Source organism: bacterium (assembly GCA_040757115.1).
In the GTDB taxonomy this organism is placed as follows: domain Bacteria; phylum UBA9089; class CG2-30-40-21; order CG2-30-40-21; family SBAY01; genus JBFLXS01.
The window spans coordinates 3985-13361 of sequence record JBFLYA010000107.1 but is presented as its reverse complement, the minus strand read 5'-3'; the positions used below and the strand labels follow the sequence as shown (position 1 = coordinate 13361).

At 39.4% G+C, this 9377-nt stretch carries 9 protein-coding genes and 1 pseudogene; 3 read left to right on the top strand and 7 right to left on the bottom strand.

The genetic code is table 11. The annotated features are described in order from the left end of the window. Positions 1–673: 673 nt before the first annotated feature. The gene (locus AB1422_10670; protein ID MEW6619779.1) at positions 674–817 is read right to left on the bottom strand and encodes a hypothetical protein; all 144 of its coding nucleotides are present in this window, start codon (positions 815–817) and stop codon (positions 674–676) included. A 168-nt stretch (positions 818–985) separates the two neighbouring features. Between AB1422_10670 and AB1422_10665 the strand changes: the two are divergent. From AB1422_10665 to AB1422_10655, 3 genes and pseudogenes are all read left to right on the top strand, one after another. Then, positions 986–1090, top strand: a pseudogene (locus tag AB1422_10665) (GxxExxY protein). A 444-nt stretch (positions 1091–1534) separates the two neighbouring features. After that, positions 1535–2410 (top strand): branched-chain amino acid ABC transporter permease, encoded by an 876-nt coding sequence (locus tag AB1422_10660; GenBank protein MEW6619778.1) that lies wholly within the window; start codon positions 1535–1537, stop codon positions 2408–2410. Further along, on the top strand, positions 2407–3276 hold the full coding sequence (locus AB1422_10655) for a branched-chain amino acid ABC transporter permease (protein ID MEW6619777.1): 870 nt from the start codon (positions 2407–2409) through the stop codon (positions 3274–3276). The genes AB1422_10660 and AB1422_10655 overlap by 4 nt, the downstream gene beginning before the upstream one ends. Positions 3277–3371: 95 nt before the next feature. Here AB1422_10655 and AB1422_10650 read toward each other — a convergent pair whose 3' ends face one another. The 6 genes from AB1422_10650 to AB1422_10625 all read right to left on the bottom strand — a co-directional run. Then, on the bottom strand, positions 3372–5051 hold the full coding sequence (locus AB1422_10650; GenBank protein ID MEW6619776.1) for a hypothetical protein: 1680 nt from the start codon (positions 5049–5051) through the stop codon (positions 3372–3374). A gap of 285 nt (positions 5052–5336) precedes the next feature. Next, positions 5337–6212 (bottom strand): 4-hydroxy-tetrahydrodipicolinate synthase, encoded by an 876-nt coding sequence (dapA, locus tag AB1422_10645; protein MEW6619775.1) that lies wholly within the window; start codon positions 6210–6212, stop codon positions 5337–5339. A 94-nt stretch (positions 6213–6306) separates the two neighbouring features. Then, positions 6307–6903: a recombination mediator RecR gene (gene recR / locus AB1422_10640; protein ID MEW6619774.1), complete on the bottom strand. Its 597-nt coding sequence runs from the start codon at positions 6901–6903 to the stop codon at positions 6307–6309. A 4-nt stretch (positions 6904–6907) separates the two neighbouring features. Next, the gene (locus AB1422_10635) at positions 6908–7228 is read right to left on the bottom strand and encodes a YbaB/EbfC family nucleoid-associated protein (protein MEW6619773.1); all 321 of its coding nucleotides are present in this window, start codon (positions 7226–7228) and stop codon (positions 6908–6910) included. 292 nt (positions 7229–7520) lie between these two features. Beyond that, positions 7521–9095 (bottom strand): DNA polymerase III subunit gamma/tau, encoded by a 1575-nt coding sequence (gene dnaX / locus AB1422_10630; GenBank protein ID MEW6619772.1) that lies wholly within the window; start codon positions 9093–9095, stop codon positions 7521–7523. Positions 9096–9162: 67 nt separating this feature from the next. Beyond that, positions 9163–9377 (bottom strand): hypothetical protein (locus tag AB1422_10625; protein ID MEW6619771.1); only part of this gene is annotated, 215 nt, incomplete at its 5' end.

Here is a 9377-nt window from a genome sequence, read left to right as displayed (position 1 = left end):
TTTCCACAATCAATTTCTACCTATTTCTATAAATTTCAATCTATTTCTATTATCTTATCTCCATATCACTCTTATCTCCTTATCCCCTTTCTTACACTTTTGATATATAGCCTGAACGGTTACGAAAATTCGTAAATCGTGTCCGTTTTCCGTGTCCGTAATCAGGTTGAAGGGTTCTTCTGAAAATCGGGACTCGGGACTCGGGGTTCGGGACTCGGGAAGGCTGGCAGCCGCAGGCTTCAGCCTGATTTCACCTGAACCATCAAACCTATTTTCATCTTCATTTGTGAACCAACGGTTCATGAGCGTTTCTCCTTCTAACTTTTATTTTCTATCCTTCTTGATTCTCTGCCAGTGGAAGAGATTTCCACCCCCTTAATCCCCCGCCAGCGGGGGACAACCACCCCCTAACCCCCGCCAGCGGGGGACAACCCGCCTCTGACCTCTGTCTTCTGTCCTCTGCCTTCTGCTCTCTGCCTTCTGCTATTTATCTGTGCTAATCCGTGTCAATCAATGGCTGAATAGTTACATTTTGGATTTTAATATTTAAAGACCATTTTGCATTCAGTTTGCTTCACCGCAAATTCACCGCATCATTTAAGGACATAGGTGGTTGCTCTTCCAACGCCTTTTGGGATTAATAGGTTTAGTGTTTTTAATCTGGTTAATTCTCTCAGTGCTGTATTTTAGCATTCTTGCAAATTTGCTTATCAAAACGAAATTCTTCTTCGGTGTTAGAAAAAGCAGAAACCGTTTCTACAATTTCTTTCCACTCACCGGTTGATTTTTTAAACTCACTATGTTTTGTTTCTTTCATATCTTTTCGAAAGATCCTTGATTATAATTCCTTTTTCCCTTTATTAAATACCTTCATTTACCTCAAACGCCGATACCCTTTCAGATAGTATAATATATACCCTCAACGCTTGTCAATACTTTTTTAGGAAGAAAGAGAAATACTAATCAATAAAATCAGAAGTATTATGCACAGGTAAGATCCTATCTGAAAGCAGTAGATAAAAAGATGGGTTTGTTAATCAACTTTGCTGATTTTAAACTGGATATACGGAGACTGGAAATAAATAAATAATTTCCCCTTTTCCCCAACTTTTCCATTTTTCCTTCATTACACCCTGAACGCTTACCAATAAGGAATATGCTAAGATGTTCAATGTTACAAGAAAAACCGCATTTAGAGACTTTAAGAAGTTAGAGAAGATAAGTTATGTAAAAGCTGAAGGAACCACACGCGATAAAAGATATAGAGCAATATAAATGTCTCAATTTAGTGAAAAATGTCTCAAAATGTGTCTCAAAAAAGAAAAGAGAATTAGGGGCAGACTGACACAGTATCCCTTATAAGAAAGAACAGAGTCTGCTACAAATTTGCTACAAATGTAGAGTCACTAATTTAAAAGTATGCTATATTTTATAATTAGGAGCGATTAAGATGTCCAAAAAGAAAGAGATTATTGACTTTTGGAGTTAAACTTTGGGCAAGTTCTTCTCATTTTTATTTGTATAGGAGGTTTAATTGCTAATTCAGCTTCTATCTAACGGTATTGTAATGGGATGTGTTTACGCATTGGTTGCTATGGGCTTTGGGTTAATATATAGCGCTACGGGGATTTTTCATTTTGCACATGGGATTGTTTATACAAGTGGGGCTTACCTTCTCTATCTCCTCTTTATCAATCTTAAGACAAACATTCTAACAAGCCTTTTTCTCTCCCTGGCCGGAGCAACTCTATTGGGTATCCTGATAGAGGTATTTATTTACTCCCCTTTAAGAAAAAAGGAGGCCGCACCAGCTACTTACATCATTAGCTCTCTTGGTGTCTATATCTTTCTTCAAAACCTAATTGCCCTCCTCTTTGGAAACGAAACCAAAGTCATCTTCCCTCGGGTAAGCAAAACCTACCACTTTGGTTCAATTATCCTGACCCGGATTCAGGTCTTGGATGCCATAGCCTTTGTTATTCTCTTTTCCATCTTTTATATCTTCCTAATGAAAACAAGACTTGGGAAGGCATTAAGGGGATTGTCTAATAATGCCCTTCTGGCAGAAGTGGTAGGGATAGATGTTGAGAAGACAAGAATCATTGCCTTTGGAGTAGGTTCCCTTTTGGCTGGTGTTGGGGCGGCACTTGTCTCTTTAGATGTAGGGATTGATCCCAATATGGGCCTTTCCATCTTTCTCTTAGCGGCGGTGGCCGTTATTGTGGGTGGAGTAAAGACCTTTACCGGAGCTGCCCTGGGTGGATTATTCTTAGGTATAATCCAGAATATGGTCATCTGGAAGACCTCCGCCAGATGGCAAGACCTGGTCACTTTCTCTATTCTGATTATGTTTCTCCTCTTCCGTCCGCAGGGAATTATGGGCAAGACAAGGAGGCTTGAAGAGACATGAATTATTTACTTCATATCTTGATTATGATAAATATCTACCTCATCCTGGCTTTTTCCCTTAACCTGCTAATAGGCTATACCGGGCTTCTCTCTATTTGCCATGCTGCCTTTTATGGAATAGGGGCTTATATATCAACCCTGCTGATGGTGAAACTGGGGCTAAACTTCTTTTTAGCTCTTCCGCTAAGTATTCTTGGGGCAATGGCTATAAGCCTGTGTGTCTCTCTTCCATCCCTCCGCCTGAAGGGAGACTACTTTATCTTAGCCACCATCGGATTCCAACTCATTGTATTTACTATCCTGTATAACTGGATTGGTCTTACCAGAGGGCCTTATGGGATACCTGGTATACCTGTCCCATCACTATTTGGATTTGAGTTCTCCACCTTGCCGAAATACTTTTTGCTAACCCTTATTATCGTGGCAGGCTCTTTCTTTGTGATAAGGAGAATTCTTGTCTCTCCCTTTGGAAGATTATTAAAGGCAATCAGAGAGGATGAGTTAGCCACCCAGGCCCTGGGCAAGGATGTATTCAGAGTAAAGGTTCTTGCCTTCCTTATTGCGGCTGGAATGGCAGCTATTTCCGGAAGTCTCTTTGCCCATTATGTTACTTACATCGACCCGACAAGCTTCACATTAGAGGAGTCAATATTCATTGCTACCATTATCATTGTTGGCGGAATGGGCAATCTGAAAGGACCGGTTGTTGGAACAGTTCTTCTCCTTATTATCCCGGAAGTCTTACGATTCCTCGGGATCCCAGATTCAGTAGCCGCTAACCTGCGGCAGATGATTTATGCCCTGCTTCTCATCGGCTTTATGTATTTTCGACCTCAAGGGATTGCAGGTGAATACAAATTTGAGTAAAGGTAGAGAGAGATGAATGTTCTTGAAGTAAAGGAGATTTCAAAAAACTTTAATGGGATAAAAGCGAGAGTGTTGCATAAGGTTTGGCGTTATATTTAAGGTCCGAGGCATTGTTTTGTTCTATTTTCTGCCATATTTTTATTTAACTTGACATTTTGTAGTCCTAACAGGCAACCCAGTGGATTGTTAACCAGTTGATAGAAAGGCATATTTTTTACTTCTGGCATAATCATTTCAAGTGGAGCCTTGCAACTACCTGGCTGCTGAAGAAATAAGTACATTACCAAAAAACTGATGATTTCTCTCCTGGCACTCATGACAGAAAAGAATCCACACCTTCTTTTGTAAAATTGATTAAAATCTCTAAAGAATCGCTCTATCGCATTATTGGTCTTAGGAAATTTCTTGCTTCCAATAGCAGGTAAAAGCTTCGGCAATGCTTCCTCCATATTCGAAACCCATCTTTGTATCCCCATTATTTCGGCCATTCCTCTAAGTTTCTCAAAACGCCGCTTGACCGTCCGCTTATCGTTAGTTTGTAAGACCTCCTTCAACTCTTTCTTACGCTGCTTAATAAGTTGTTCATTCCCTTTGAAGTTCTCTTTGACCCATCGGCTGGTAACCTGTTGATAATGAAAATGGCACAACAGATGCTCAACATCTTTTCCTAAGATCTCCTTGAGATATTTATATGTTACCATTCCATCCGTGATAATTGCTTTAGGAATTTGACCCAACTTCTTCATCTGATAGCCTATCCACCGACATGCCCATACCCCTCGAGATGCTAAAAGTGAAGTTATTATCGGTAAACCTGTCCCCTCATCCAAAACGACAAACCAATAATACCATCTCTTTTGAATCTTCAGCCATTTCTCATCTATATAGACCTTCCTCGTCTTCACCCCCTTCTTTACCCAACTCCACACTATTGGCCAAAGCTCCAATGATAACCCAAGTATCCATCGTAATATCGTAGTCTTATGAACCTTCAACCATTTACCCAGAACAGACAATCCAACCTCATGATGATACAAGGCCATCACAAAACATACTATCTGCAACGATTTGTTGATGCAGGATAAACTTACTTCCGGCGTTAACAAATTCCGTATCCCTGTCGGATCTGATACCTTCATCCCTTCCACTTCTCCCAGCATCATACCTCCCTGCTCGCCTCCACAGGAACTAAAACTATTCATTACCTCCTGCAAAAGATAGTCCTCTTGATAATGCACCTCCCCTTTGTTCAACTGCTCTCTTAACCTACGGTATAATGGTTCATACGGTATTTGCTCTAACGCTGCTTGAATATTCATCTCCGTCAGGTCATCCCTACTAAGCCTCCTCTTCACTTCCTGACATAATTCATTCTTTGCCTTTAAAGGATCCTTCTTTAACTCTGATAATACTGCTCCTACTACCTCTCCATCTACCTTGCGACGACGACTCAGAAACTTCAATATATCGCCACCACAAGCATGAAATTGTTCCATATGACTGCTTGAAGCCTGCCGATTCTTACTCCCCACTATCTCTGAAAGTTCCTGATGGGTATATAATGGTTTGCCTGCCTTGTCTCGAAATAGCCGGATAAACACTAACACCGCCTTTCGATTCGAAGCAGTATCCAGTAACCAGCCGATATTAAACCCTCGGCCTATGACACAAAATCGATTCCCATCTTGTTTGATTTCCAGTCCTCCCCCAACGCCACTATCCTCTTCGGACTGAAATGAAATACCCTGATAACAGAAGTCCTCTTTTGTATTCATTACTCCCCTCCTAAAGAATTTAGACTTACTTCTGTTATCTTTATCGACTTATTTTATCCAAAACATTAGGCCCTCTCACGCTACTACCAAATCCATAACTCCCTAATTCTACACCCTCCTTTGATGTCAAGTTCCAATTTTATATCTCTTTTCCTACTTTGGCAAGTTCTATCTCTCCATTACTAAATAAAACCTGCATTAAATCCCAATCTTATTTGCAACGCTCTCCCCTTGTTGGGTGCGAGGACTTTTTCAACACCCTCTTTGTAATCGCTCAACTATCTGCTAAACGCCTATCCCATAGGTAATTAGAGTTTGCCGTAGTTTTTCTCGATTAGTTTCTTGTAATGGGACTAAAGGTAGTCTTACTTCTGGCAATATCTTACCCATTATTCCTAATGCCTCTTTTACAGGCACCGGACTTGTCTCAATAAAACAAGCCTCACATAAAGGAAATATTTTATAATGTAATCTTTTCGCCTCATCAAAGTTGCCTTTGTTAAACTCTTTAATTAAATTTGCCATATCTTTTGGGACAATGTTTGCGACGACTGAGATAACGCCTACTCCACCAATAGATAATGTTGGTAGTAGTGTAAAATCATCACCAGAGATTAAGGCAAAATCTGGACGGCAAAGCTCAACAATTTTAGTTTGTTGTCTTAAATCTGCCGATGCCTCTTTAATTCCAACAATATTGTTGATTTTAGATAGTTTTGCCACGGTTTCAGGTTGTAAATTTACGCCGGTTCTACCTGGAACATTATAAAGAATAAGTGGAATATCAACCTCTTTAGCAATGGTGGCGTAGTGTTCATATAGTCCGGCTTGTGTTGGTTTATTGTAGTAAGGTGTTACGGCTAAAATAGCGTCAGCACCTACCTTTTTCGCATGATGAGCTAAATCAACAGATTCCCGCGTGCAATTTGACCCCGCCCCGGCAATCACTGGAATTCGTTTATTTACTGCGTTGACAACCAGAGTTACGACCTCTTTGTGTTCATCATGGGACAAAGTCGCTGATTCACCAGTAGTCCCACACGGTACTATCCCATCTGTCCCTTCTTGAATATGAAACTCAACTAATTCCAACAACCTTTCCTTATCTACCTGACCATCTTTAAATGGTGTTACCAGAGCAACAATTGAACCTTTAAACATTTTAAATACCTCCTATTTTCTGGTAATTGGTAACTGGTGAATGGTAATTAGTGACCAATTACCTCCTTTTAATTTCGTGAAACCCTATAATTTTCTATAGTTGTATCCTTCCTTCCAGCGCCTTAGCTAATGTAACCTCATCGGCATATTCCAGATCTCCACCAACAGGTATGCCATAGGCTATTCGGGTTAATTTTATTCCCAGCGGTTTGATTAATTTAGTCAGATAAAGTGCGGTTACTTCACCTTCTACATTTGGATTGGTTGCGATAATCATTTCCTCTAATGGATTACTCTCAATCCTTTTGACTAATTCTTTTATCCGTAGATGTTCTGGACTAATACCATCCAGGGGTGAAATAGCCCCGCCCAAGACATGGTAAGTTCCTTTATATTCCCTTGTCTTTTCCACCGCCATTATATCTTGAGCCTGTTCTACCACACAGATTATTTTTTTATCCCTTTTAATGTCCTGACAAATATCACAAGGGTCTTGTTCTGTGATGTTATAGCAAATCGAGCAATTTTTAACCTTTTCTTTTACCTCAAGGATTGCTCTGGCTAATCTTTTTGTCTCTTCGGGTGATGTTTTCAAGATATAAAATGCTAATCGGGAGGCAGTTTTTGGCCCAATTGTAGGTAATTTAGATAATTCTTCTATTAATTTGGTCATAGAAGGGGTTAAATACATTTTTTCAAACCAACCCTTTTAATAATCCAAAGATGTTCATCCCACCAGTCGTTTTCATCATTTGTTCTACGGCTAAATCTTGTGCCTTTGAAAGTGCCTCATTTACCCCGGCACAAACTAAATCCTCTAACATCTGCTTTTCTTGAGGATTAATTATGGCTTTTTCTATGGTAATACTGATGATTTCTTTTTGTCCATTAGCCGTAACTTGAACCATCCCACCACCAACACTGGCGGTGACTTTTTTAGAAGCCAGTTCTTTTTGAACCTTTTTAAATTGTGTTCCCATCTCTTGAACTTGTTTAAGAATGTTTTGAAACTCCATTTTTTAACTTATCCCTCCTTTTCTTTGGTAAATTAGAGTTCTGCAAAACCAGGAAATTGTAGTTTTTAAACGGGTCAATTTCCTCCAAAGAGCAGCAAATATAAAAAGTAATTATTCAGCCACAGATAGACACGGATGAAACACGGAAAATTCGTAAATTGTGTCCGGTATCCGTGTCCGTAATTAGGCTGAAGGTTTTTTCTTCCTGTTGTCCTCTGCCTTCTGCCTTCTGCCCTCTGCCTTCTGCCCTCTGCCCTCTGCCCTCTGCCCTCTGCCTTCTGCCCTCTGCCCTCTAACCTTCTATTATCTGTGCCTCCGGGAAAACTTTAAAAACCATATCCAATACCTTCGGACTGACTACAGTTTTTCCCTCCTCTATTGATGCTCCATCAATAAATATCGTTTTGATGTGCAGGTTACAGTTTGTTATTTTTTTAAGCTGTTCTTGAATAAAGTCTTTGTTCTCAAGGCGTTCTATTCTTTCTTTATGAAATGAATCACCCCTTTTAAACCCAATGATAATGGTCTGATTAACTAAATCCGTAATCTCAGCCAATGCCAGACAGGTATCTAAAGCCGGTTTTTCATTTTTAATATTTTTTCGGATTTCTGGCCAAATATTTTTTATCTGCTCTAAAGAAAACTCTAAAGATTGATTCTCAAATTCCTTACTCGGGGTAACAACAGGTGCTTTAACCTCCTCTATTGGTTCTTTCACAAATAATTCTTTTGGCGGAGTCCAAACAACCTCTTGTTTCACTTCCTCTATCCTGGGCTTATTTCCCTGAATCATCTTTATCAAGGCTATTTCTAATATTAATCTTGCCTGGAGTGGAAATAATCGCATATTTTCATTTGCCTTTTGAAGTGCTTCAATCAGATTTAAAAGTTGTTCCTGTCCAAGTTGTGATGATTGGCTTTCTAATAATTTTATCCCTTCTGAAGTCAGGTCAATGACTGAATCAGGACGGCAACCTGTTTTAATTATAAGTAAATTCCGTAGATGCATCATCAACTCACGAACAAACTGTGATAAATCTAATCCTTTATCAATTATCTCATTTAAGAGTTGAATTATTTTATTTGCTGAGGCGGCAATTATTGCCTCGCAAAAGGTAAATAACACCTCTTGTTTTACTATGCCGAGGATAGTTACGACATCCTCCTGTGAAACCTTATCCCCGCAATAAGAAACTACCTGGTCTAAAATAGATTCTGCATCTCGCATACTTCCTTCTGCGGCTTTGGCGATAGAAATTAATGTTAAATCGTCTATTTCGATTTTCTCTTCTTCTGCAATGTATTTTAATAATTTACAAATTTCAGATATTGGTATTCTTTTAAAATCAAACCGTTGACATCTTGAAAGGATAGTCTGGGGAACTTTATGAGGTTCAGTAGTTGCAAAAACGAATATAACATGAGGAGGTGGTTCTTCGAGGGTTTTTAATAAGGCATTAAAAGCCTCATTGGTCAACATATGCACTTCATCAATGATATAAACTTTATATTTTGCCTTCGCGGGGAGAAATTTAACCCTTTCTCGTAATTCTCGAATCTCATCAATTCCACGATTTGATGCCCCATCTATTTCTATAACATCCATTGAATAGCCACCAGCAATCTCCTCGCAGGAAGAACATTTACCACAAGGGGTTATCGACATCCCGTTAAGGCAATTTAGACATTTAGCCAATATTCTGGCAGTTGTAGTTTTTCCCGTGCCTCGTGAACCCGTGAATAGGTATGCCTGGGCTAACCGATTAGAAGTAATGGCATTGCTTAAGGTTTCTTTAATATGTGGTTGACCGATTAATTCACTAAAAATCTTCGGTCGATACTTTCTGGCTAAAACGAGATAAGACATTAATCACCTTTGCAAATTATTTCGAGCTGTGCAATTGAAATAAGCCGATAGGACAGATGGTATATTTTCATCTATGCTCAGAACCTTTTTCCCCCATCAATTTTACATTAGCAATCTTACTGTGAAATCCCCAACCACTACCAGATAGTTTTATCTCTTTAATCAGTTTGGGTTTGGGTGTCCACTCCAATAAATTATTTGAGGTGTAGATAATCCATTTATCCTGCTCAATCCTTTCCCCTATATCTGGATAATTAATCTTTGGAGCGTATAAAAACCCGT